The sequence below is a fragment of the Gammaproteobacteria bacterium genome (genome assembly GCA_016199745.1).
Taxonomy (GTDB): Bacteria; Pseudomonadota; Gammaproteobacteria; order Acidiferrobacterales; family Sulfurifustaceae; genus JACQFZ01.
This window is the reverse complement of the sequence record JACQFZ010000055.1, coordinates 1-22,491: the sequence shown is the minus strand read 5'-3', so window position 1 is coordinate 22,491 and position 22,491 is coordinate 1. Positions and strand designations below refer to the sequence as shown.

The window sequence follows — 22,491 nt, the reverse complement described above, 5'->3', positions numbered from 1 at the left end:
AGCTGGACGAGGTCGCATCCCCTGATTTCACGACAGACTTCGCTCTGCCCAAAACCTGAGGATCGTCGCAACGTTTGGTTTACCACCTATCAGGAGATATCGAGATGAATATTTTTGTAGGCAATCTGGCGCGTGAAGTGACTGAAGAGGATTTGCGCGCCGCGTTTGGCGCCTACGGGCAGGTTGATAAGGTAAATATTCTGCGTGACAAATTCAGCGGCGAGCCACGTGGTTTCGGTTTCGTCGAGATGCCGGCTAAGGCCGAAGCGCAAGCCGCTATCACCGGCATGAATCAAAAAGAGATTAAAGGTCGCACGATCAACGTCAACGAAGCGCGCCCGAAGACCGAGCGTGGCGCTGGTGGTGGCGGCGGCGGTCGCGGCTTCGGCGGCGGCGGTGGTGGTGGTGGCGGCGGTCGCGGTGGATTTGGCGGCGGCGGCGGCGGCAACCGCGGCGGCAAACCGCGCGGCGGTGGCGGCGGCGGCAGACGCCCCTATTAGTTGATTGATCAAGCTTGCAAAAAAGGCCGCGATGCGGCCTTTTTTGCGCCGGAAGATAATAAAGTTCAGCCGCAATGGCACTTAAACTTACTTAAGAAATTTTACCGTCATAACCGCAGCGTTCCCTCTCCCACAAGGGGAGAAGGGTGGCGGTGGATAGGCGTCGGCTTTTGCTTAAGTTAAGTACCATTCAAGTTCGGCTGGATAATTACCATACCGCAGCAGTTAACGAGACCACGAAGAGGTAAAAATGCTAAGCCGTATCTCTCCTCGCTCGACCTACGCCATCATTACGCTGCTTTGCTTCGGGTTAATCGCGTTCGCGCTGTACCTACAGCACACCGAAGGCCTCGAGCCTTGCCCGATGTGCATCCTGCAACGCATCGCATTTATCGTCAGCGGTGCCGTCGCCTTGCTCGGCCTCCTTTTCGGTAGCGCGGCGCGGTCACGCTGGTTGCCGATCGTGTTGGCGCTTCCGGTCATCGGCGGCTTGATCACCGCCGGCCGGCACGTCTGGATCGAACACTTCCCGCCAGAATCGCTCGGCTGCAAGATTCAAGATCTCGACTTCATCATGCGCACAGTGCCGTTGGCCGACATCTTGCCGAAAATTTTTCGCGGCAGCGCTGACTGCAGCGCCGTCGCCTGGCGGTTTCTGGGATTGTCGATCGCCGAGTGGAGCCTGCTGTGTTTCGCCGCTTTATTGCTGGCGACACTGCTCCTTCTATTTCGCTCGTTTAAGCGCCGCTGAATTTAGCGGCGCTACCGAGACGATCCATGGCTCGAGTCGCTGGCCGAAGGCGGCGGTCACTTCGTAACGCGGCCCACCCTGGTTGGGAATGTCGACCGACCGCAAGGCATCGAACAGTCGGCGATGCGCCAACGGTACGTGTACCGCGTCGAGGTTGAGCGCGAGATAAGCGACGACGTACGCACGGTCGTCGGTCTTGGCGAAACTCGGCGTAACCCGGCCGCTGACAATGGCATTCTGCGCGCGGTTCGGATAACGCTCGCGCAGCGCTGCCACATCGAGCCCGGCGTCGATCGCGATCAAGCGACTCGCGTCGCGCTGCTCGCGCACTAAACTTTCCTGCGACGCACGTGCGCGCTGCTTGAACTCGTCGTTCCGCGGATTTGCCGCGGCCAACGCCGCATCTTTCTGCGCTTTCTGCTTAGCGTGCTCGACCACGCGTCGATAGGCTGGGCCGTCGAGTTCCAACACCACCCAGACATTCTTGCTCAGCAACTTCCGGTAATGGCGCTCGCCGGACAACGTCCGCTCGGCCGACGACACATCGAAACCGAGCGTTGCCAACTTCGCCTTGTCCAACCATTTCGGCGCGGCGCTGTAGTAAAGCGCACCGGCGTCGTCGGGATCGACCGCGCGCCACGTCAGCGTAAGACCGAGACCGCTGTTTTCGCGGTTGTACCAATAACTGTATGGCAGCGCGAGTTCGCGTTCCGTCAGGCGCAATTGACTCTCCGGCTCGCCGAGACGGTTGTAAGCAACGCCAATGAGCGCGACGGCGTTAGTCACAACTAACAACGCGAGACCGACGATCAGCGTGCGTTTGTGCGACCAAGAGGTAACGGCGATCATGCCGCGCGACTCCGCGGGGTCTTGCGCAAGCGCTGCAACACCACCAGAAACAATATCGCCGTTAAGCCAACGACCAAGAAGAACAGATACTTCGGCATGATCTCCCACCACCAATCGAAAAACTTGGTATACAGAAAAATCACGAACATCGTCGTCCCGGTGTTCACGACTTCCGGCCACTGGCGGCGCGCACCGAGCCAGATAGCAGCAGCGCTGGTGACAAATCCCAATACTTGATAGATCCCTTCGATAAAATCGGGATCGAACTCGAAATAACTCGCATCACCCCAATTGGCCAGCACCAACATCGGCAGCAACAATGTCAGCAACGCGAACAGGCGATAGATCGCTGCAAAACCGCTAAAGCGGCGATGTGCTATCCACTGCGGCACGGCAAACAACAACACCGCTGCCGGCAAGAAATTCTCCGGCCGTTGGCCGAAGTCCAACCAATACATTCCACCCCAGGTGCCGGTACGAGCCGCGATAAAGGCAACGACGCACAAAATGCCGGTGGCGAGCAGCAGCCGCAGATCGCACGCATACGCCAGTAAAAACGCGAACGCCGCCCACGGTAACAGCGCTTTGTCCGACGGTGTGATGTTGAAGATCTGTCCGAGCATGTAAATGTTCAGCACGAAGCAAGCGAACGCGACCATGGCGGCGAGCTTGGTGAAGTAACCGGTGTCGTCACGGCCTTGAATCCACAACGTCACTAAGAACGTGACCAGCACCGCCGTCAGCAAAACGCCGACCTGCGCTGCCGTCGGCAACATTCCCCAAAATTGATAGAACAGAAAAAATACGCTGGCGGCCAGCGCCAACGCGCCGAGAAACGAAGCGATGCGCATACCGAGCGACAATTGTTTGGCGTGCGTGTCGCGGTCGATGTCGAACGCCGCGGCATATTCCACCAGCAGCCGCTCGTGATGTTCCGCCAGCGCCTGGCTCTGCGCAGCGGACAATGCGATCACATTGTCGTGCTGTAACCGCGCCAACTCGCGCTGAAAAATACGGATTTCATCGGCCCGCTGCTGGGCGTCAGTCCTCGATGGCGCGCTCATTGTTGTTTGGCTGACCGTTCGGTTTTTGTTAGCGCCGTCGGCCACAGCGAAAGCGTGCTGACGTACCAATTAATTCCAGCAGCCGCTTCATCGGCCCACTTGAGATGACGCGAGTTAGTGACATCGAACAATTCTGGTTTGGCGTCATCGCGCGTCTTGAACTGAAGGTGCGCGCTCAATGCACCATCGTCGCCGACAAACCACGCCGGCGTAGTTAGCACCGAGATATCGCGGGTGTGTAGGTAAAAAACCTGCAACTCCAAATAATCGAATTTCCCCTGCGGGATAGTAAAAATCGCCTCGTCGTTGGTTTTGTCGTTCGGCTCCCACCACGCGAGCCCGTCACTGATGATTCGCCGCTCGGCGACAATTTCGCTCTTAGGATTCGGCAAATAACGAGTCACCAACTGTTCGCCGGTTCGAACCCGCTCGGTAAATTCGCTGGTGCTAAAAGCATCGGCGCCCTCCAAGCGGCTGCCACGCACGGTAAACCAAAAGGCCGGAACATAAATCCGGCGATCGGTAGGGTTAGTGGCAGCGACCACTACCTTCATCAATAACTTGCCGTCCTTCTCGCCGACCTTTTCAATCCGCGCCGCCACGTCCAACGCCGTCGGCGCGCGCGCCGGGCTGAGCACATCCTTGAGATAGAACTGGTAGGTACCGACCAGTGCGCCAACTATTAAAACACCGGTTTGCAGCCAGTCGCGCGCCGTAGCAAACGAGGAAGTCTTGGCGACGGTCATATGTCCCCTTACTTATAATAATTTCCTTCAACTACTGTAGCCGCCGGCAAAGCCCGCGGCCAATAGAAAGCTATCTTGCTCTGTTGAAACCAGGTAATAACTTTCCCCTCTCCCGCTTGCGGGAGAGGGGCTAGGGGAGAGGGTAACCTTCTTAACGCCTCCCCAAGAGCTTCAACGCGGCGGACCCACCGTTTGCAACCGCCGCTCGAACGCCGCCGCCGCTGCATCATTCTCAGCCGGCGCCCACGGCGCATACTCCGCCGGCACCGACGGATCGTACGGCCCACGTTTCACCTCGAGCATGACCGTGCGCGGCGCCAACGACACAATGGTGTGCCAGGTCGACGCGGGAATCTCGACGACGCGCGCGCCGTTGTCGGCGTTGAGCTCGACGCGCGTTACCACGGTACCGGCGTCATCGAAGCCCAATACCGCCGCCCGCCCCTGGATCAATACGAACAGCTCCCACTTACCGCTATGCCGATGCGGCCGCACATAAGTGCCGGGCTCGAAAGCGTTGAGAAAACGCTGCACCGCATCATCCAACGAATCGTGCAGATTCAAATTTTTACGGCGGCGCGGGGACGCGATCGCCGACTCGGTCAATTCGTTCAACGTCGTGGCGTCAATTACCTTCATGGCTTATCCGATCGTTTGCTTGACCCATATTAATAGCAAGGACATTATGGAGCACTGCACGACACAATAAGGAGCGAATAATCATGGACGAGTACGTGAAGGTGGTTTTCCCCGCGCAACGCTATGTTCGAGTCGACGGCGTCCGCACCTGTAAGACCAATCGTGTTTTCCAGGTCGAACCGGGTCAACACGTATTCGACTTAGGTCCGGGCAACGACTACTCACCGAACGAATGCACGTGTACTGTCAGCGACACGCTACCGACCGCCCCTTTGATCATCGAGTTTAAACAAATTTGACCATGCCGCTGCGCTATCGGTTCGCACTGACATTATTGCTGCTCCTGCTCGCCAGTTGCGCCTCGTTTCCGCCGGTCCAACCGTTGACAGCGTACGACCCCGACCACGGCTACCGCTACGATCAGCTTGCCAACGACGACAACAAAGACGACCTGTTCGTTATCGTCACTTTCTCCGGCGGCGGCACGCGCGCGGCGGCGCTGGCTTACGGCGTACTCGAGCAGCTGCGCCAGACCACCGTCGTCGTCGACGGCGAGCGGCGCAATTTGCTGAAAGAGGTCGACGTCATTTCGTCCGTCTCCGGCGGCAGCTTCATCGCCGCGTACTACGGTCTGCACGGCGACGATATCTTCGTCGACGGCGGGCGCTTTCAGCAAAATTTTCTGTATCACAACGTGCAGCGCGATCTGATCGTCAAGATGCTCAACCCGTACAACTGGTGGCGGTTGGCATCGCCACAGTTCGGCCGCATCGAGCTCGCCGCCGAGTTATATCAAGACCTGCTATTCGATCAAACAACCTTCAGCGACGTCGAGCAACAACGGCACAAACCATTTCTAATGATCAATGCCACCGACATGGTCAAGGGCACGCAGTTCATGTTCACGCAGTCGCAATTCGATCCGCTATGCGCCGATCTCGGCAGCCTGACCGTCGCCCGCGCCGTCGCCGCGTCCTCTAATTTCCCGATCGCCTTCTCGCCGCTGGCAATCAACAGTTATCCCGGCAGCTGCCATTTCCGCGAACCGAAGTGGGTCGAACAAGCCTTGCACGACCTCGACGCCAACCCACGACGCTACTACCGTGCGCGCATGCTGCGCACTTATCAAGAACCGGATCGGCGTTACGTACACCTGCTCGACGGCGGCGTCGCCGACAACATCGGCCTACGCGGACCGTTGACGTCGATGAGCTCGGGCGACGTCGACGGCAGCGTGCTGAACCGGATGAACCTGGAAGAGATCAAGAAGCTGGTGGTGATCACGGTCGACGCCAAGAACGAACTGCCAACAGCGTACGACCGATCGGCGAACGCCCCCGGCGTCGCCACCGTCGTCGAATCGATCGCGTCAGTGCCACTGATCAATTACTCGTTCGACACCATCGAGCTGCTGAAGGAAACCCTCCAACGGCGCGACGCCGCTCAACGACAACAACCCGACTTACACCAGGTCGAGCTATACCGCATTTACGTCGGCTTCGACCAAATCGAAGACACCGCCGAACGCGAGCGCTTTTTAGCAATCGACACTGTATTTGATCTACCGAAGGAGCAAGTCAACGCGCTGCGGCAAAAAGGCCGGCAACTACTCCTGCAGTCGCCGTGCTTTCAAAAGCTGGTTGGTGCGCCGCTGGAAAAGACCAAGGGCGCGTCATTGGCGTGTCCGTAAAACTGTTTTGAATCAGTACTGCTTGGCGCTAACAAGTGACAGATTCGCAATGTGCCCCACACGTGCTATTTGCTTGGCTTCTTGAGTCCCAGATAGAGGCTATACAGACCCAGTAGAATGAATGGCGCCCCAATGAAATATTTTTTCTCACCCACGACTAAATGTTTTGCTTCGCCGGTATAAATAATCGTTACCCCAATAAGCAAGATCATCAGCCCACGTCCAATGACCTGCCAATTAACGTTGGATGGAAGCTTCAACCACGTCACTCTTGGGACAAATGATGAGATCATTCGACGGCGTCGCGCTTTAATTTTTTTGATCTTGTGTCTCGTGTCGAAGGGTTACCGCGGCCAACGTGAAGCAGGTTGGCGAATTACGTTGCAGGGCTTCATAAAAAAGGCGCCCCAGGTAGGCGCCCTTTTTGTTTGTTTAGTTAGGGTCGAGATAGCGCATCGATGAATGTCGTTTGGTAGGGCATTTTTTCCGGATCGCCGTATTGCGCGATATCGCGATGGTATAACCTTCGCAGTTCTATTGTGGCATCGCGCACGCCGCCTTTAGCCGCTTTGTCCAGATGGTGTTCGGCAAGTTTTTTAATGGCATCGTCCTTCGGGTGTTCAATTTGGAGAAGGCTATATTGGTAACCGAGTTCGTAGTCAGCGATAACATTACCTTGCGCCGACGCTTGCTGTAACAACTTAATGATTTGCTGCTGATACTTCTGCTTTTGACTCTCTGCGAGAGGATACGGTGAATCGTCCGGATCGTTTTTCATCCCCATGATGTTACTCATCAGCAAGTCAGCAAGCTTTATCTGTGCTACCGGATCACCACGCTGCGCTGCTTCTTCATAGAGCGCGCGCTGACTCACGCCGATCTTCTTGGTGGGTATCTCATTCGACCACATTAGGAATGCTAAGGCCGTAATTCCTTTGGTGCTTCCCTTCGCCCGCGCGAGTTGGAATTGCTCGATAGCTTCGTCAACTTTGTTGAGCTTATTCAGCAAGCGCCCCATATAGAAATGTAGGTCCGGGTCTTTAAAGTCTTCCTTTTGCAACGCCTGACAGGCGTCTAACTGGCGCGACCATTCCCCATGGAACTTTTTATATTCTCGACCTACGTGGTGCGGCATTGCTGACTTGGCCGGCACCGTGCGGCAGAGTATCCAGCGGCCATCTTGTGTTGTGCTGGATTCGGCGGCGTCCGCCGGGGCAATGACAGTAAGACCGGTCGCACATATCAAGGTAGTTGCCCACATCAGTATGTTGCGCATGATTACAATCCGTTTTTATGTGCAAAAGCGCGGCAGTTACTAGCAAAGAGTACCATCGGTTTCTCAGTGCGCATTTTTTTGCTGATATCTCGGAGCATGGCAATTAAGTCTGTACAACCCTGCTGCAATTTATCGCCGTGTATTTCCGTTTTTACCTTACTCAACTGATATCGATATGCCTGTTGGCTTATCTGAAACAGGATGTGTTTCGTTAGCGCCGGATTGTTCCTAAGTCCCATCGGGTGGTTGAAGTGTTTGAAGCGGCGGTTAAGCTCATCCATTTCCACTTGTAGGCGTTTCATGGCCTTATCCTCAAGCTCTTTCGTGGTATCGCCGATCTTGCTTATGGCTTCGATTAGCTTGGCAATATCCTGCTGCTCGTTTGCGGAGAAAGTCTTAACGCAAATTGTATGGTAAGTGAATTCGTCGATCTTAAGACCTGCTGCCGCTTGAGCGATGATAAATGATGCGTGATAGTCAACAACCTCCTTCTGTAGTTCCTTAATATCCTCTTCGATGTATGAGAGCACGAGCGGACTCTTTCCATGTGCCTCATTAATCCCGCGTCCAACCTCCTTCAGTTCATTTTTTGCCAATTTCTTGGCGAGGATTGAGGTGGCTTTTTTAAGTGCGGCGACTAATAGTCGGTCCCACGCAGTGTTCTCCTGTTCAATTATTTTTTAGGAATCCAAAAAACGGTCGTATAAAACAATGCGGTACTACCTAAGCTGAGCTCGCCTCAACAGCGCGACCGCTAACGCTTACGTGTTTTGTTAACCTTGGGTTTTGTCGCCGTCGATACCGAAGGCCCGTTTGTGCTCCCATCGATACTGAGCAGATCAGACGGACTGACCGCTAAGGCATCGGCAAGGCGCTCGATGTTGTCTAAACTGACATTGCAGCCGGCGCGCTCGACCAAACTGACATACGTTCGATGTAATCCGCTGGCCTGAGAAAGATCTTCCTGCGCCCAACCACGCGCACTTCGTAGTATCCGCAATTTGCTCGCTAATTGGTGGCGCGCATTATTCTTTTTCTTGTTTTTTCCATTGAGGCGCCGCGCATTACTGGCAATAAGCGCCTCAATGGCTTGTGGCGTCGTCAACCACTGTTGCCGAGCAGAAAGAGTGCCCTTCTTTGCCTGGCCTCGTAAGTAGTGCACGGGGAAACCATAGCGTTGTGCGGCTTGTTCGAGGGTAATGGTGTCTTGCAGTGTAGTAGTTTTTGACATCGGTTCGCATCACTCAATTGGGCGAGTAGACCTGGAACATAGTGGCATCTACCTGCTGTTATGGTGTCGGTTGTGGGATTGCCAGGACGACGTCACCGGGTCCAATAGGCGGCACGTGCTTAAACGTATAATGAGCCCCAATACCGACTTCACCGTCAATCGCCATGTGCCAAAATTATGTCACAGGTAGCCCCGAAGCAATCGAATACGTCACTCTCACCGAAATATTCGTTGTCGAAGTTCCGATATAACCGCACGAAGCCTGGGCTGCTCTTTTCGCGATTTAGGAAATGCTGAAGCAGACCCGGCCGGTAGAACTCCAGTCGATAAGTCCGATCTGGGCTGACTTCGACTGAATCTAGGTGTGCTCGCGGATAAGCGAAGAGCCAAAGACTTAAAAGCAAACCTATCGCCAACAGCTTGCCTTTGTGCTTGACGATGATGCGCAGTACGGCGGCGATATCGTCCATCGTAAGATCTGCACAAATCCCTTTTGTCGTTATTGTGACAGGCCATTTTGCCTGGTTACCCTACTATTTTGCTAGTGGCTTCTAATGAACGAAGGTGCCTTCCCGTCGTTCTCTGAATCCAATGACGGCTGGTCGGGATACGGAAAATAGTTCACCTACGTATTCGCTTACCATGCGCTCTATGGCCCGGCGGGATGCCCACTCCACCAAACTAATGTAAGCACGATGCAGTCCGCTCTTTTTCGCGGTGGTGACTTTGTTTTCTAGCTCGACGACGCTGAGGGTGATCGATCAATACCGTCATCTGCTATTGCTCAATTAAAAAGCCGGTCAGCGTTGTCGTCACTAAGATTCAGACGGGTTTCATTCCATGAAATAAGCTTTTGAATCTCTTCCTGGTAAACCGGTGTATTTATGGCGACATCGACGCCAAGGCGAGTGTGACCGTCCTTACTCACTAGCACTGTGACCGATATGTCGCCATCAATGTTCAAGGTCTGACCCACACGGCTAGAAAAAATGAATTGGAAGGTATTGTCTAGATCGATGCACATACGCACGTGATCGCTTTCAACGGTAAGCACCGTAATGACAAGGTGGTTGCCAATGGTTAGAATTTGGCCGGCACGCCTCGTATAAATGAGCATCGTGGTCATTCCTTCCTTTTGAATTTTCAGAGATGGATCGCCGGGTGATCGCTCTCATCGTCCATACAGGAGGCACGGCGCTGTGCCATCCGCCGACGACGTGGAGTCGTCAGGACCTATCAAGTCCGCGGCTCCAATACCGAACGCATCGGCGAGCCGCTCAAGATTGTCTAGGCTAATATTGCATCGCCCACGTTCTACCAGGCTGATGTAGGTTCGATGCAATCCGCTCGCGTCTGCGACCTGCCCTTGCGACCACTTACGGACTTTGCGTAGTAGCCGCAGCCGATCGGCGAGTTGGCGCCGTAGCGGATGGTTCTTGGCGTTGCGTTCGCTTCGATCGCTTCGCCTCGTCGTGTTTCTATTCACCACCATACTTCCCTCCGCTGACGACGATTTCATTGGCGACATTTGATGGGCCCCTCTAATTGTGTCTTACGCCATTTTTTGCTCTTGATTCGGTCGTGCGCTGCCGTGATCTTCTTGTTTTTAACGGTCTGAGCTACTCCCTTAAGTCGCTTACGGCATACGCCGTGCAGCACACGACCGAATCAAGCTCTACTAATATCGCAACGTAGCGTCCTCGAAATATCGCGCCGAATAAACACGACGACGGTCCATTGCGTGACGTCGTTTCTTTAACGCCGCGTCAACTGTAATTTCGATTGGGTCACTTGTTGTCCGCTAGCCGTATCTCCGCACGAACCACGACGCAATCGAGGAGATACGCCGGCTTCCTTCTCTTTTTTGATGCGCTCGAAGATTTCCTCGCGGTGAACTGGAACCTCTTTCGGCGCGCTGATGTCCAACCGCACTTGATTCGCCCTCACCTCAAGCACTGTTATCTGAATGTCATCACCGATGTTGATCGCTTCATTTATTCTGCGCGTGAGAATAAGCACTGTCTGACGCTCCTTTGGCTTATGAGCCGCTAAAAAGCACAGCCGGACATGGAGACGACAATAACGTCGCCGCTAAGGAGTGTGTTCCGAGAATTGGGGATGTACGGGGACGAGGAGAGAGCGAATCTCCACCTGCAGTCCCGAGCAATCCCTAAGAATTCCCGGAGACTCAACAACGACCTTGGGTCGATGCTCGACGTTGAATGCGTCGTATGCAGGCGGTTCTGTCGCCTATCTGTGCTGTTTAGAAAACAAAGAGGCACAGAACGAGCGTCATTATAGAAATCTTGTGCGAAGAGTCAATTGCCACGCGTGGGCTTCTTGAATAGATTAGCGACGAATGTTTTTTTCGCGCACTTGTTTGTTCTAACAAGAAAGGGAGTCGTGGCCTTGAATCACACCAACGGTCGATCAGCGCAAAAATTACGAGTGCTAGTAGCGGACGACGACGAGCTAATTCGCGAACTTATCGTCCGCATATTGGCAGATGCAGAACATACGTCGCATGCCGTTGACAATGGACACGACGCACTCACCGAGCTAGCGAAAGGCACATACAATCTAGCGGTATTGGACATTCGCATGCCGGGACCGGGGGTCGTAGAAATCGTCAGGCAGCACCGCACTGTTCATCACCAACTCATTCCCATTATCGTACTAACCGCCAATACAACCCCCGAAACGCACACCGACTGCCGTGGTTGCGGCATCGATGCAGTGCTAACTAAACCGGTGACCCACGAAGAGCTGATTAATGCTATCGAAAAAGTCGCTGCGGGCCAGCAACGTTTGGCATCGCTAGAGGATCGCCCTGCTTCGACAGCTGGCGTCCTGGATGAAGCCCGTCTCGCCGATCTTGCGCACAATGATCCAGAAGGCGAATTTCAACAATCGTTTCTACGAAAATTTATTGCTCAAGCGTCTAGCCTAACGAGCCAGATTGAGAAAGCCGCAAGCGAAGGAAACGCGTATGCGATCGAAGAACTCGCACACAAGCTCGGTGCCTCCTCGGGCATGGTGGGCGCGATCGCTGTTGAAAATGCATGCTATGCATTGCGTTCCGATATTTCGCAGCAACCAAAACATCAAGTGGAAGAGACGATCTCTGCTCTTTCGCGCGCTGTCGCCGAAGCCACTCGACAGCTCAATCAAAAATATGATATTGGAGCGCCAGTAAGTTGATGGATCTGGTCGAGTCGGATCTAATCAATAACAAGTGAATGGAACTCACAAGAAAAATCGCCGGACGCGAATGACTCATAACAATAACCAAGCCGTATATAACGTTGATCCCAATGTAGCGCTTGCGTATCTCATTGGTAGGTAGATCAACACGCGTTAATGGTGATCAGGGACACACCTATGCCGAATTTTCTACAGTTATTGCCAACAGCAGCTTTTGCAAGCGTCATTTCGGTCGCGAACGTTCTTGCCGACACGCCCGAAGATATTACCCAAATACACCATTCGCCCGAAACCATAGGAATCGCAACCGGCCACCAACAACCGCTCAATCTTGCACCTGCGGTAGCCACGGTGATTACCGCTGACGAACTTGACGCTGTCGGCGCGACCACTTTGAGCGAAGCGCTCACGCTTGTGCCGGGTCTTATCGTGCTTTACCGGCCACAGATTCAGGGGTCTCACGTCATTTTTCGCGGCATTCGAGCGGATTCGAGCTTCAATCCGGATTGGCTTCTCATGCTCGACGGGATACCACAGAACGACGTGCTGTTAGGCAATCAGCGATCAACTATCGGCGAAGTACCGATTCAAAACATTGAACGAATTGAAGTGATCCGCGGACCCGGATCAGCGCTTTACGGCACCGATGCATTTGCTGGAACCGTGAACATCATTACCAAAACTCCCAGCAGTGTCTCAAACGGGCAGTTACGCGGCCGCGTCGGATCGTTCGACACTCGCGAAGTTCGGCTACTCCAGCCGGGTGAACTTTACGGCGCTAAAAGCCTGCTCTCCATGCAGTATGGAAAAACCGACGGTTTCCGACCTTTCTTTGAAGAAGATCGCCAAACGATATTCGATCAACAATTCCACACTGATGCATCGCTAGCACCTAGTCACGCTCAAAGCTGGTTCGAAGGCTATCAGTTGGTTTGGGACTTAGAACAAGGCCCGTGGCGCACACGCCTACGGCGTCGTAATCAAGACGTCGCGATTCCCTCAATAGCGGCGGCACTCGACGACAAAGGTTGGCAGAGTTGGGACATGAATAGCGTTGACCTGATGTACGCTCAGCCAAAGTCGAACAGCGATTGGAACACCCACTGGAATGCTAGCTGGTATGGCTTTAACTATGACACCCATGACAATCTCTTATATCCACCAGGAGCATTCGGAGGTAGCTTTCCCGATGGCGTGCTAGATGAATTCGGCTATTCGGAGAACCGACTACATACAGAGGCGACCGCGAACTACGAAGGATTCAGCGGCCACATCCTGCAGCTCGGGACGGGCGCAGAACTGCATCGAGTCACTGACGTACGTGAACGCCGTAATTACCGACTAGATGCTAACGGAACACCGATTCCTATCGGAGAGGTGGTAGATCTAACTGAATCGGAAAAATTTGCACCAAGCAAGTCGGAACGCCGTATCTACTTCGTGTACCTCCAAGATGAATGGGCTCTAGCGAGGGATTGGACGTTAACCTCCGGTCTGCGCCTCGATCACTATAGCGATTTTGGATCTGCCACAAATCCGCGGTTAGCAGTGGTATGGTCGACTACTGAAGCTGTCACCACGAAGTTCCTGGTCGGTCGAGCCTTCCGTGCGCCGACGCTTCTTGATCTTTATGCACAGAACAATCTAGTCACTAAAGGAAACCCGGATCTTGATCCTGAAGAGATCACGACGTATGAAATTGCATTCGATTACCGTCCTACGTCGACACTTCGCACAGGGCTCAATCTGTTTCATCACCACTTAACGGACAAAATTCTCGCTACCAAGAATGCAAGTGCCACGACGTTGCAGGGAAATGGCGAAGGTCAAGAAGGAAACGGCGGCGAGCTGGAATTTCGTTGGGACATTGCAAACGATGTACGACTGAGTGGCTGGTACGCATACCAACGCAATCTCATGGACAACAGCGACACAGACGCCGGCTTTGCGCCGCATCGTAGCGCGAATCTGCGGCTCGATTGGACGTTCCTGCCGAATTGGATCTTCGGAACGAATATGCGATGGCTCGCCGATCGTCATCGTGCCATTGGCGACACACGACCCAATGTCGAGGATTACGCGTTCATGGACGCCACCGTCCGATATCGATCAGGAAAATCGCCATGGTCAACTGCACTCTCGATCTTTAACGTCTTTGACAGCGAAGGGCGCGATCCTAGCGGCGGATCAACCAGTTTTCAAAACGATTATTTACTTCCCCCACGCGGGGTCTTCTTCGAAGTTCGATACGAGAGGTAACTACTATGCAACTGGAGCCACTCAGTCTACCTACGCTTCTGCCCTTTGCGGTACTGTTTCTCAGCACGATTAGTCTCTGGTCGCCGTATCGGTTCCTCGGTATCAGTCTGTTAGGAGCGGCGGTCGGTACCGGTTATGTGACGGGCATCTTGACGGGGCCGGCACTAGCACCGATTGTGGCCCTTGCACTCGCTTGTTGGTGGTACCAAAAACAAGACGCGCGGACCGATCGCTGGTCCGCCATGAAATCGCTAACTGCGGTGGTAGTCATCGTGATAGCGCTCTTGCTGACACTCCACGTTGCTCCGGGTTTTCACAATCCGGTGCTGGTAAGACAGATTGTCCTTTCACCCGAATCGGCACCGTATACGAAATACATTAACTTCGACAAGACGGCTGCCGGTATTCTCATCCTGGGATTTTGCTATCAAGGTTTCATTCGGAACCGCAGAGAACTAACTGATGCTTTCGGTCGCGCCTGGCTGATCATCGTTATAACGATCGCAGCGGTTGTCGGACTGTCGCTCGCATCAGGCTATGTCCGATTCGATCCGAAGTGGACCAACTTTTTTTGGCCATGGTCAATCATGATGATTTTCACGACATGCATGGCAGAAGAAGCGCTGTTTCGCGGATTCATTCAGCGCCAACTGCAACTGCATTTTGGTACCTACCGGTTTGGAAATCTGGCTGCCCTTAGCATCGGCGCAGTTCTTTTTGGGCTATTGCATTATAAAGGGGGCATCGGCTACGTCTTGCTGGCAACCATCGCCGTGATTGGCTACGGCTTAGTTTTCCGACGCACTGGAAGAATAGAAATGTCGATCCTTACGCATTTCTTACTTAACGCCACTCATTTTCTTCTCTTCACATATCCGAATGTTGCGAAGGGATAATGGTTCATCCGTCCGACAATTCCATTGATACATGCCACTGCGATCGTTGACGACGGTGCGCAAATTGGAGAAGGCACCCGCGTATGGCATTGGGTGCACATATGCGCAGGCGCGAAAATCGGCCGGAATTGCTCCGTGGGTCAAAACGTATTCGTAGGCAACCAAGTTTTGATCGGTAACAACGTTAAGATTCAAAACAACGTGTCGATCTATGACGGCGTGACCCTGGAAGACGATGTGTTCTGTGGACCGAGCATGGTGTTCACGAATGTCATCAATCCACGTTGTCATATATCGCGAAAAACAGAATATCGCCCTACCCTCGTTAAGCAAGGCGCAACGATAGGCGCCAACGCAACGGTAGTATGCGGACATACCATAAATGAGTACGCATTTATCGGTGCAGGAACCGTAGCGACGAAGGATATTCCAACCTATGCGCTAGTGGTTGGTGTTCCCGGTAAACGGATCGGCTGGATGTGCAAATGCGGCACAAGACTCGCCAACGGCAATGGCTCAGTCACCTGCAACGTGTGCGGAGATCAATACAGGATAAGCAGCAACAGTTGTTCTCGTTTTAAACAATAAGAACGGACCGTAGGCCCACTGACACCCAAAGTTACCGCCAAGCAGATGGCGTCAACGAAAGAACGTACAGACACCAAGTAATCTGGGAAGCGAATGACCGACACAAAAAAACGCATTCTCGTGGCGGATGACGACTCATTAGTTCTGGATTTCGCAAAGAAAACGCTAGGCGATGCCGGCTTCTGTGATTCAACTAAATCGGTCTGCCGAGACGATTGGAATCGCGACCGGTCATCAACAGCCGCTAAATGTCGCACCTGCAGTTGCAACGGTAATCACAGCAGCAGACTTAGACACTATCGGCGTGCAGTCTCTTTCTTGAAATTCGATATCAACTAGAAGGATAGCAATGTCAACGGACCCGCTTTCACTATTAGAGCCGCTTTCCCTGCCAACGCTCCTGACATTCGTTGCGCTATTCGCTAGCGTCATCGCGTTGTGGCTACCCCTCCGATTTGCTTGGGGAACATTACTTACGATCGCTGTAATTATCGGTTATAGCGCAGGTGTCCTCACAGGGCCGGCCCTCTTTCCAATGGGGGCCATGGCAATTGTCTGCTGGTTGTATCGGCAGCAAAATGAAACATCGAAACCACTATTCCCTGGCGTCAAATTAGTTTTAGCAATCGCCGTCGTTGTGCTCGCGCTGCTACTTGGCCTTCATGTCTTTCCCGGCTTCAACAATCCCGTTTATGTGAGGGATCTCGTACTTTCGCCGGGCGCCGCTTCATACACTCGTAAGCTAACTTTCGATACTTGGATCGCCGGCATCCTCGTCCTCGGGCTCTGTTATGACGGATTGATCCATACCCGACGCGAATGGATTGAGGCGTTCAAACGCGCATGGCCCGTCATTGTTATAAACACCGTCGTGATCGTACCGCTGGCGTTGGCCATGGGGTTTGTGCACTTCGACCCGAAATGGACTACCTACTACTTCGTGTGGGCCGTCATTTATTTGTTCTTCGTCATCCTTGGTGAAGAAGCGTTGTTCCGGGGCTTCATTCAGCGCGAGCTTGCTCAAGCCCTAAGCAAGCGACCCTTCGGCCAGGGGATCGCTATCGGAATTACTGCGGTTCTATTTGGCCTCGTTCATTTTGACGGCGGCATCGGCTATATCGTACTCGCCACAATCGCTGGTATTGGCTATGGCATTACATTTCAACGTTCGGGGCGCATCGAGATGTCTATTCTTGCTCACTTCACGCTGAACTCGATGCGGTTTTTGCTTTTTACCTATCCTTATTTGGCTTAAAGGAAGGACATTGGACCCGTCGATACCCTCCTCTAGTATCGACGCTGTTAAGCGCCTATCTGCGAGATAACGACCATGCAATTGGAAACGCTTGGCCTTCCGACATTACTGACATTCATTGCCTTAATGTGCAGCGCCATCGCCATTTGGATTCCGTTCCGGGTGGCTTGGGCGGCGTTACTAGGAATCGCCATCGTCTTTGGCTATGTGGCGGGAGTTTTGTCCGGACCAGCGATTGTTCCTCTCGCCGCGTTCGCATTTATATGCTGGACCTATCGAAAATGGGGGGCCGCACAGCACTCAATGATACATGTATTCCTAGCACTTCTGGTTGTTGTCATGGCGGCATTGCTAGGGGCTCACATTTTTCCATGGTTTCACAACCCGACGCTCGCAAAGGAATTTGTACTCTCGCCTGATGCAGCTCCTTATACCCGACGCCTCTACTTCGATAAGACAACTGCCGGCATTCTTATTCTCGTACTTTGCTACTCAGGAATAATTCGGTCACATCGCGAATGGCGGGATGCTCTCGGCAAAGCTTGGCTCATCGTGGTCGTAAATATTGCTGTTGTCGTGGCGCTATCGCTCGCGCTGGGTTACGTCCGGTTTGCTCCGAAGTGGACGAGCTTCTTCTGGCCGTGGGCAATTGTGATGATTTTTTCGACTTGCTTGGCCGAGGAAGCGTTGTTTCGCGGCTTCATTCAGCGAGAGCTTGAATCAGGATTGCGGACATATCGTTTTGGAAACGTTGTCGCCTTAACAACGAGCGCCATCTTATTCGGCCTGTACCATTTCGATGGTGGAATTACCTATGTGCTATTAGCGACGGTCGCCGGATTTGGCTATGGGCTGGTTTTTCAACGGACTGGACGGATAGAAATGTCGATCCTCGCGCATTTCTTACTTAATACCATTCACTTTATTTTCTTCACATATCCGTATGTCGCAAACAGTTAGCGGTTCATTCATCAGTCGAAATTAATCACTACAATGAACGCCACTAAAAAGCGCATTCTCATAGCAGATGACGACTCGTTGGTACTGGATTTTGCACAGAAGACACTGGGCGATGCTGGTTTCCAGGTACTTACGGCGTCATCCGGCGAGGAAGGCATAGAAGTCGCGGCTACGTATGAGGTCGATCTGGCACTGCTCGATTTTCGAATGCCTGGCCTAACGGGATTGGATACGAGTCGTGTGCTATACGAGTTAACGGGAACGCGTTTTATTTTGATGTCGGCCTACCCCGATCGGAACCTCGTGATGCAAGCCGCTAATGAAGGCGCGTTAGAATTTCTCACGAAACCACTGCGACGGGACGACCTCCTTAACACCGTTACTGTTTGCCTAGCTCGCGCGGATGAGATCAAGAGCAAGGAAGACTCGCTTTCTCGCGGTATCGCCTCTGCGCGTAGCGTCAGCATGGTTATCGGTTTGTTAATGGCACAGCACAAGAAAACTCGTACAGATGCCGAAACGATCTTGATGCGAATGGCCTGCCATCAGCATCGTCGCGCGGTCGAGATTTGCGAAGAAATTCTGCGGAAAATCGATGAAGAATATGGCGAAGCGGAGAATTCTTAGAAGTAGTTACGAGGACAGCGGTAGTCAATAGGCATTTCTTAGGAGTATTAATTCCACCAGGACAGTGCTAAATTTTCCACACTCGCTACAAAAACGACTGGGGTACCTTCATGGAACCTAGCGCGAGCTGTCGAAATGTGCAGCGTGGCAACTTTTTGCTTGTCCCGTTGCGCCGTTATAAATATTTCGATGGTGCCCTGTCGTAAGCAGCATTACCCCACCCTTTTCTGCTTTTCCGCCGAGCCACCATCGTCTCATCAACATGATGACGGATAGGCATTATGGGAGAAGAGCGACAATCTACGTTACTGCTTCAGAGCGAAACCGGTCGACACCACGCGTAGCTCTGATATGCCCGTCAACAACAGCACAGCAGTGATGACAAGACGCTCGGGGCGAGCAAAATTTCTTATCGCCGCTCTTGTCGCTGCGCTGTGCTTCCTGTCGCCAATCCTACACTCGCAGGAGCCGGCCGTTGCTGTCTTATATCCCGATCTTAACGACTACAACGCTGTTTTTGAGTCGATATCGGACGGGGTAGAAAAGAAAACGCCGGGAAAAATCTATCGATTGCCGCTATCGCAAAACTATTCCCCGACCGAACTGAAACAAGAGTTAGCTGCTCACCAGGTAAGAAGCGTCATCGCACTCGGACGACGCGGGCTCGAGGCTATCCAGAAAACTGATTGGACCGGTCCGATAGCCGTCAGCGCCGTCATTTGGGACCCGTCTCTACGCGACCGTCGAATTCCTGGAATCGTTCTCGATCCCGACCCTCGAAAAATCTTTAGCACTCTCAGGACTCTGGCGCCACAAATCCGCCGCGTACACACCGTCATTACTCCAGATCAAAACAGTTGGCTCGCTGAACGGTCGCGCAACGCTGCCGCTGAGTTCGGAATAGCTCTTGTCATTAAGGAAGCGACGACAAAACGATCTGCGGCTATCGCTTACCTCGACGTGTTGAACAGCATTGATCGACAACATGATGCGCTTTGGCTTCCCCTTGATCCCGCTTTCGATGAGGCCACGCTGCAGTTAGTTCTGAGTACGGCGTGGAAAAACCGCGTGGTCGTATTCTCAAGCGCTCCCGAACATGCACAGCGCGGCGCACTGTTTTCGTTCTACCCCGACTACAACGCCATCGGACAAAGGCTGGCAGGAGTGCTTGCCGAGCCCCGGGCTGCTGATTCAACCAGCGCATCCCTCAGACCCGCGATCGATTTAAAACTCGCCGTCAATCTAAGAACCGCGCGCCATCTCGGCCTCGAATATAGCCGCGATGTCGAAACGAAGTTCGAGGTGGTATTTAAATGAAGCGTCCCCTATCTGCCCTTGCCGCACTGATTCAAAGGGGATTTCGCCGCCAAGCAGCCCTGCTGTTGGTGGCGGCCATAACGTCCACGGTCGCTGTCACGGCCGGGGTAACGTTAGTGCTGGCGACACGCATTGTTACCTCAAATGAAATCGAGCAAGGACTACAAACAACAACATCGTTTGCCCACGGCAGTACCCTGGCGCTACTTGTAGGATCGCCTCAAAACGGTAAAGAAGCGGCTGACCGCGCGTTAGCCTCGCCTGACGTGGAGTTCGTCGGCATGTATGACAATACCGGAAAAGTTATTCGCGAGGGTGGTGTCGATCCTAAATCGTGGCATCCGCAACAATCGATGATCTCGGAATATAAAAAAGCGATCGTCGCTTACGAGAACGACGATCATTGGCATTTCATCGCGCCGGTATTTACCAGTACAACCACCACGCCGGATTCGCCGTTCACAGTATCGCCGAGCCGCGATGAGTTTCTAGGTTATGTGTACGTAGTACGCAGCAAAGCACCCGTCAAACGTTTAGGTAGCTATTTAGTCAGCGCTATTGTTGTGCTCGCAATCGCTGCTGTCCTCATGGCTCTTGCTGTCTTTATTCCGCTAATGAACCGCCTGTTACGACCCATCCTTGACCTCTCGGAAACACTTGAGCAGGCGACAACGAATCCATCGCTAATTCGAGTGACCGAACGTGGTCCCCCTGAAATGGTAAAGATGGCCCGCGCTTTCAATAACATGATGGGTCTACTTGAAGAACACGAACAGCGTCTACGCGAAAACAGCAAACTGTTGGAGTCGCAAGTACAGCTTCGCACCGAAGAGTTACGACAAGCACATGACCTGGCGATCTCCGCTAACCGAAACAAGTCGGCGTTTCTGGCGCTGGTGGCTCACGAGCTGCGCACACCGCTGCAGTCCATCGTCGGCTACACACAGCTAGCAGTAAAGAATGTTCGACCACTCGGTCAGGAATCGATATTGAGAGACTTGAGTATTGTTCTGCAGACGTCCATTCAACTGCGAACGATTATCGACAATGTGCTCGATCTATCAAAAATAGAAGAAGGTCGAATGAGCGTTACTTTAAGAACGGTCGATGTAAAAAAAGTGGGCAACGAAGTCGCGGAAATCTTAGCTCCGCTCGCTCAGCACGCTAACAACAAGCTCGATGTCTCAATCGAAGGAACACCGCAAGTCATCAATACAGATCGAGACAAACTACGTCAGATTATCCTTAATCTGCTGAGCAACGCTTGCAAGTTCACGCGCAATGGCAATATTCGGATGGCCATAACGTGCGACCGCGATCAAACGGTTATTTCAGTAAGAGACACCGGCCGCGGAATTGCAAAAACAGATCAGCAGTCGATTTTTGAGGCGTTCCATCAGGCAGGAACGGAGGGTAACCATCCGGGAGGAACCGGTCTTGGCCTTGCCATCGTCAGCCGGTTCGCCAAATTGCTCGACGGAACTGTCGAAGTTGAAAGTGAGTTGAACAAAGGAGCTGCTTTTATCGTGCGGCTTCCCATCAAGCAAATTAACCGGGGGGCGAACACATAAGATGTGCAAACAACTGCAAACTTAATAATTCCGTCGCTCGTCGATTCTGTAAAGAGACCAATACGCGACGGCCATAGGGATAGAGACAACGGCTACAGTGGTTACGATATCGGCGACTGTGTGGTAGTGCTGGTAGAGCATTAAACCAAAGTAGGAAAGAAGCGAAACAATCCAGAAAGCGGCCAGCTTACGGGTAAAAAATGCCAAATACGTTACTAAGACGAGCGCGACTGCTGTATGCGTGCTGTAGTCCAGACCCACTGCTGGCCAAATATGGTATCTATCGTCGAGGAACATCAACCCATAGGCAACTATGAGTCCAGTGCAAATTCCAAGAGACCGTAGCCCAGCAAGCCGCCACCGCTTGAATATTAAAGCCGATGCGACGAGCAACAGAGAAATGGCTCCTAGTAACGGAGTATATGAATCAGCGATCGTGTCCAACGTTTCGTAACTTAACATCCCTACCTCGCATTAGCTTGTCCGTCTTCATCGCATGAACCGCGGCTTTGTGCAAGACGGGACTAATGCCATCCGCTTCGCGGAAGATTACCCGGAGCGGGCGGGCATCATCTGAACTTTGGCAAACTGTGCGCGGCCGATTTGTCGCCTTTCCTCGATTACAAAACTCCAGGAGTTCACCGCTAGGATCAACCATTGTGGCTAATGTATCCCCGCGATCTACCCCAAAGAACTCGGAACCGAAGGCGCTCCAGCGAAATATGTGTGGCAAGTAAACACGTTAATTATTCAATGAGGGAGAAAAATAGTTTTAGAGCTGTTGCCCGTTAGCCAAATTTTGTAATCTTGCAACCGTAGTCCTGATCGCATTTTTTCTTAACTCTCTAACGACTACTAATCGGAGATCTTGTGGCAACTACTTTCGAGGTGGAATTTCGAGCGTACTACGAAGATACGGACGCCGGCGGTGTTGTTTATTACTCAAACTATTTGAACTACATGGAACGGGCTCGTGCGGATTGGCTGCGCTCAATCGGGTTTCCACAAGAACAGCTCGGTCCAAAGCATGGAATTGTTTTCGCTGTCCGATCAATGTCAATCGATTTT

General features: G+C 52.9%; 25 protein-coding genes. 14 read left to right on the top strand and 11 right to left on the bottom strand.

All coding sequences use genetic code 11. The features are described 5' to 3' along the window. Window positions 1–104 precede the first annotated feature (104 nt). Both HY308_14575 and HY308_14570 read left to right on the top strand, forming a co-directional pair. Window positions 105–500, top strand: a complete 396-nt coding sequence (locus tag HY308_14575) for an RNA-binding protein (protein MBI3899499.1) — start codon at window positions 105–107, stop codon at window positions 498–500. Window positions 501–750: 250 nt separating this feature from the next. Next, on the top strand, window positions 751–1,251 hold the full coding sequence (locus tag HY308_14570) for a disulfide bond formation protein B (protein MBI3899498.1): 501 nt from the start codon (window positions 751–753) through the stop codon (window positions 1,249–1,251). Here the strand turns inward: HY308_14570 and HY308_14565 are convergent. The 4 genes from HY308_14565 to HY308_14550 all read right to left on the bottom strand — a co-directional run bounded on the left by HY308_14565 (window position 1,225) and on the right by HY308_14550 (window position 4,549). Further along, on the bottom strand, window positions 1,225–2,100 hold the full coding sequence (locus HY308_14565; protein ID MBI3899497.1) for a DUF4824 family protein: 876 nt from the start codon (window positions 2,098–2,100) through the stop codon (window positions 1,225–1,227). The two genes, HY308_14570 and HY308_14565, sit on opposite strands and share 27 nt — an antisense overlap. Continuing rightward, window positions 2,097–3,164 (bottom strand): DUF2157 domain-containing protein, encoded by a 1,068-nt coding sequence (locus HY308_14560; protein MBI3899496.1) that lies wholly within the window; start codon window positions 3,162–3,164, stop codon window positions 2,097–2,099. The genes HY308_14565 and HY308_14560 overlap by 4 nt, the downstream gene beginning before the upstream one ends. Further along, entirely contained in the window at window positions 3,161–3,910 is a 750-nt protein-coding gene (locus HY308_14555) for a hypothetical protein (GenBank protein ID MBI3899495.1), read from the bottom strand. Before HY308_14555 ends, HY308_14560 begins: the two co-directional genes overlap by 4 nt. Window positions 3,911–4,081: 171 nt before the next feature. Beyond that, window positions 4,082–4,549: a WbuC family cupin fold metalloprotein gene (locus HY308_14550; protein ID MBI3899494.1), complete on the bottom strand. Its 468-nt coding sequence runs from the start codon at window positions 4,547–4,549 to the stop codon at window positions 4,082–4,084. An 83-nt stretch (window positions 4,550–4,632) separates the two neighbouring features. On the opposite strand from HY308_14550, the gene HY308_14545 reads away from it, so the two are divergent. Both HY308_14545 and HY308_14540 read left to right on the top strand, forming a co-directional pair. Further along, a complete protein-coding gene (locus tag HY308_14545) occupies window positions 4,633–4,848 on the top strand; it encodes a hypothetical protein (GenBank protein MBI3899493.1) in 216 nt (71 codons plus the stop codon). Window positions 4,849–4,850: 2 nt separating this feature from the next. Further along, the gene (locus HY308_14540) at window positions 4,851–6,239 is read left to right on the top strand and encodes a patatin-like phospholipase family protein (GenBank protein ID MBI3899492.1); all 1,389 of its coding nucleotides are present in this window, start codon (window positions 4,851–4,853) and stop codon (window positions 6,237–6,239) included. 436 nt (window positions 6,240–6,675) lie between these two features. On the opposite strand, the gene HY308_14535 is transcribed toward HY308_14540, so the two are convergent. The 7 genes from HY308_14535 to csrA all read right to left on the bottom strand — a co-directional run bounded on the left by HY308_14535 (window position 6,676) and on the right by csrA (window position 10,765). Continuing rightward, the gene (locus HY308_14535) at window positions 6,676–7,515 is read right to left on the bottom strand and encodes a sel1 repeat family protein (GenBank protein ID MBI3899491.1); all 840 of its coding nucleotides are present in this window, start codon (window positions 7,513–7,515) and stop codon (window positions 6,676–6,678) included. Between the two features lie 2 nt (window positions 7,516–7,517). After that, the gene (locus tag HY308_14530; GenBank protein MBI3899490.1) at window positions 7,518–8,045 is read right to left on the bottom strand and encodes a hypothetical protein; all 528 of its coding nucleotides are present in this window, start codon (window positions 8,043–8,045) and stop codon (window positions 7,518–7,520) included. 224 nt (window positions 8,046–8,269) lie between these two features. Then, on the bottom strand, window positions 8,270–8,746 hold the full coding sequence (locus tag HY308_14525; protein MBI3899489.1) for a helix-turn-helix transcriptional regulator: 477 nt from the start codon (window positions 8,744–8,746) through the stop codon (window positions 8,270–8,272). Between the two features lie 155 nt (window positions 8,747–8,901). Next, a complete protein-coding gene (locus tag HY308_14520) occupies window positions 8,902–9,216 on the bottom strand; it encodes a hypothetical protein (protein MBI3899488.1) in 315 nt (104 codons plus the stop codon). Window positions 9,217–9,530: 314 nt separating this feature from the next. Then, window positions 9,531–9,872 (bottom strand): carbon storage regulator, encoded by a 342-nt coding sequence (locus tag HY308_14515; protein MBI3899487.1) that lies wholly within the window; start codon window positions 9,870–9,872, stop codon window positions 9,531–9,533. Between the two features lie 45 nt (window positions 9,873–9,917). Continuing rightward, window positions 9,918–10,238, bottom strand: a complete 321-nt coding sequence (locus HY308_14510; protein MBI3899486.1) for a helix-turn-helix transcriptional regulator — start codon at window positions 10,236–10,238, stop codon at window positions 9,918–9,920. 263 nt (window positions 10,239–10,501) lie between these two features. Further along, window positions 10,502–10,765 carry a carbon storage regulator CsrA gene (gene csrA, locus HY308_14505; GenBank protein ID MBI3899485.1) on the bottom strand — a complete coding sequence of 88 codons (264 nt, stop codon included), beginning with the start codon at window positions 10,763–10,765 and terminating at the stop codon, window positions 10,502–10,504. A gap of 390 nt (window positions 10,766–11,155) precedes the next feature. On the opposite strand from csrA, the gene HY308_14500 reads away from it, so the two are divergent. The 10 genes from HY308_14500 to HY308_14455 all read left to right on the top strand — a co-directional run. Continuing rightward, entirely contained in the window at window positions 11,156–11,947 is a 792-nt protein-coding gene (locus HY308_14500; protein ID MBI3899484.1) for a response regulator, read from the top strand. A 180-nt stretch (window positions 11,948–12,127) separates the two neighbouring features. After that, window positions 12,128–14,209, top strand: coding sequence for a TonB-dependent receptor (locus HY308_14495; GenBank protein MBI3899483.1), 2,082 nt, complete (start codon window positions 12,128–12,130; stop codon window positions 14,207–14,209). Between the two features lie 5 nt (window positions 14,210–14,214). Next, window positions 14,215–15,105 (top strand): CPBP family intramembrane metalloprotease, encoded by an 891-nt coding sequence (locus tag HY308_14490; protein ID MBI3899482.1) that lies wholly within the window; start codon window positions 14,215–14,217, stop codon window positions 15,103–15,105. An 18-nt stretch (window positions 15,106–15,123) separates the two neighbouring features. Next, entirely contained in the window at window positions 15,124–15,693 is a 570-nt protein-coding gene (locus HY308_14485) for an N-acetyltransferase (GenBank protein MBI3899481.1), read from the top strand. Window positions 15,694–16,042: 349 nt separating this feature from the next. Then, complete coding sequence (locus tag HY308_14480; GenBank protein MBI3899480.1) at window positions 16,043–16,948, top strand: CPBP family intramembrane metalloprotease; 906 nt, start codon at window positions 16,043–16,045, stop codon at window positions 16,946–16,948. Window positions 16,949–17,023: 75 nt separating this feature from the next. Continuing rightward, window positions 17,024–17,908, top strand: a complete 885-nt coding sequence (locus HY308_14475) for a CPBP family intramembrane metalloprotease (GenBank protein MBI3899479.1) — start codon at window positions 17,024–17,026, stop codon at window positions 17,906–17,908. A gap of 33 nt (window positions 17,909–17,941) precedes the next feature. Continuing rightward, window positions 17,942–18,535: a response regulator gene (locus HY308_14470; GenBank protein MBI3899478.1), complete on the top strand. Its 594-nt coding sequence runs from the start codon at window positions 17,942–17,944 to the stop codon at window positions 18,533–18,535. A 351-nt stretch (window positions 18,536–18,886) separates the two neighbouring features. After that, complete coding sequence (locus tag HY308_14465; GenBank protein ID MBI3899477.1) at window positions 18,887–19,852, top strand: hypothetical protein; 966 nt, start codon at window positions 18,887–18,889, stop codon at window positions 19,850–19,852. After that, window positions 19,849–21,423, top strand: coding sequence for a hypothetical protein (locus tag HY308_14460; protein ID MBI3899476.1), 1,575 nt, complete (start codon window positions 19,849–19,851; stop codon window positions 21,421–21,423). Before HY308_14465 ends, HY308_14460 begins: the two co-directional genes overlap by 4 nt. Window positions 21,424–22,311: 888 nt before the next feature. Then, the coding region (locus tag HY308_14455) for a tol-pal system-associated acyl-CoA thioesterase (GenBank protein MBI3899475.1) at window positions 22,312–22,491 on the top strand (180 nt) is incomplete at its 3' end.

Excerpts from the sequence above, each read along its gene's own strand:
- HY308_14575 (MBI3899499.1), top strand. The coding sequence starts at position 105 with ATGAATATTTTTGTAGGCAATCTGGCGCGTGAAGTGACTGAAGAGGAT.
- HY308_14570 (MBI3899498.1), top strand. The coding sequence starts at position 751 with ATGCTAAGCCGTATCTCTCCTCGCTCGACCTACGCCATCATTACGCTG.
- HY308_14565 (MBI3899497.1), bottom strand. The coding sequence starts at position 2,100 with ATGATCGCCGTTACCTCTTGGTCGCACAAACGCACGCTGATCGTCGGT.
- HY308_14560 (MBI3899496.1), bottom strand. The coding sequence starts at position 3,164 with ATGAGCGCGCCATCGAGGACTGACGCCCAGCAGCGGGCCGATGAAATC.
- HY308_14555 (MBI3899495.1), bottom strand. The coding sequence starts at position 3,910 with ATGACCGTCGCCAAGACTTCCTCGTTTGCTACGGCGCGCGACTGGCTG.
- HY308_14550 (MBI3899494.1), bottom strand. The coding sequence starts at position 4,549 with ATGAAGGTAATTGACGCCACGACGTTGAACGAATTGACCGAGTCGGCG.
- HY308_14545 (MBI3899493.1), top strand. The coding sequence starts at position 4,633 with ATGGACGAGTACGTGAAGGTGGTTTTCCCCGCGCAACGCTATGTTCGA.
- HY308_14540 (MBI3899492.1), top strand. The coding sequence starts at position 4,851 with ATGCCGCTGCGCTATCGGTTCGCACTGACATTATTGCTGCTCCTGCTC.
- HY308_14535 (MBI3899491.1), bottom strand. The coding sequence starts at position 7,515 with ATGCGCAACATACTGATGTGGGCAACTACCTTGATATGTGCGACCGGT.
- HY308_14525 (MBI3899489.1), bottom strand. The coding sequence starts at position 8,746 with ATGTCAAAAACTACTACACTGCAAGACACCATTACCCTCGAACAAGCC.
- HY308_14520 (MBI3899488.1), bottom strand. The coding sequence starts at position 9,216 with ATGGACGATATCGCCGCCGTACTGCGCATCATCGTCAAGCACAAAGGC.
- HY308_14515 (MBI3899487.1), bottom strand. The coding sequence starts at position 9,872 with ATGACCACGATGCTCATTTATACGAGGCGTGCCGGCCAAATTCTAACC.
- HY308_14510 (MBI3899486.1), bottom strand. The coding sequence starts at position 10,238 with ATGGTGGTGAATAGAAACACGACGAGGCGAAGCGATCGAAGCGAACGC.
- HY308_14495 (MBI3899483.1), top strand. The coding sequence starts at position 12,128 with ATGCCGAATTTTCTACAGTTATTGCCAACAGCAGCTTTTGCAAGCGTC.
- HY308_14490 (MBI3899482.1), top strand. The coding sequence starts at position 14,215 with ATGCAACTGGAGCCACTCAGTCTACCTACGCTTCTGCCCTTTGCGGTA.
- HY308_14480 (MBI3899480.1), top strand. The coding sequence starts at position 16,043 with ATGTCAACGGACCCGCTTTCACTATTAGAGCCGCTTTCCCTGCCAACG.
- HY308_14475 (MBI3899479.1), top strand. The coding sequence starts at position 17,024 with ATGCAATTGGAAACGCTTGGCCTTCCGACATTACTGACATTCATTGCC.
- HY308_14470 (MBI3899478.1), top strand. The coding sequence starts at position 17,942 with ATGAACGCCACTAAAAAGCGCATTCTCATAGCAGATGACGACTCGTTG.
- HY308_14465 (MBI3899477.1), top strand. The coding sequence starts at position 18,887 with ATGCCCGTCAACAACAGCACAGCAGTGATGACAAGACGCTCGGGGCGA.
- HY308_14460 (MBI3899476.1), top strand. The coding sequence starts at position 19,849 with ATGAAGCGTCCCCTATCTGCCCTTGCCGCACTGATTCAAAGGGGATTT.